At 63.3% G+C, this 518-nt stretch carries 1 protein-coding gene; it reads left to right on the top strand.

Features of this window, described 5'->3' with window-relative positions; translation table 11 throughout:
* The coding region (locus Q7C20_RS27150) for a phage major capsid protein (RefSeq protein ID WP_375071236.1) at window positions 1–417 on the top strand (417 nt) is incomplete at its 5' end.
* Between the last annotated feature and the right edge of the window lie 101 nt (window positions 418–518).

Here is a 518-nt window from a genome sequence, read left to right on the forward strand (position 1 = left end):
ACCAACGCCAACCCCGAGGCCGATGCGATTGTTGAGTTGGTCTATGCCTTGGGTGCGGCCTACCGCAAGAACGCGGCTTTCGTGATGAACTCTAAGACCACGGCGATGGTGCGCAAGTTGAAGGACACCGACGGGCGGTTCTTGTGGTCCGACGGTCTGGCGGCGGGCGAGCCGGCGCGTCTGATGGGTTACCCGGTGCTGGTGGCCGAGGACATGCCCGATCCGGCAACGGATTCGATGTCCATCGCCTTTGGTGATTTCGCGGCGGGCTATACCGTGGCCGAACGGCCCGACCTGCGCATTCTGCGCGATCCCTTCAGCGCCAAGCCACATGTGCTGTTCTATGCCACCAAGCGCGTCGGCGGTGACGTGAGCGATTTTGCGGCGATCAAGCTGATGAAATTCGGCCTGGCGTAAGCCGGTGCCGAAACCGGGGCCGGGGCAACTTGGCCTCGGTCCGGGCGTGCGCCGCGAAGGTTGTGTTGTCTAGCTGCTCCCCTCCAACCGAGCAATGCAAC

This window comes from Pseudomonas sp. AMR01, assembly GCF_041946035.1.
Lineage (GTDB): Bacteria > Pseudomonadota > Gammaproteobacteria > Pseudomonadales > Pseudomonadaceae > Aquipseudomonas > Aquipseudomonas antarctica_B.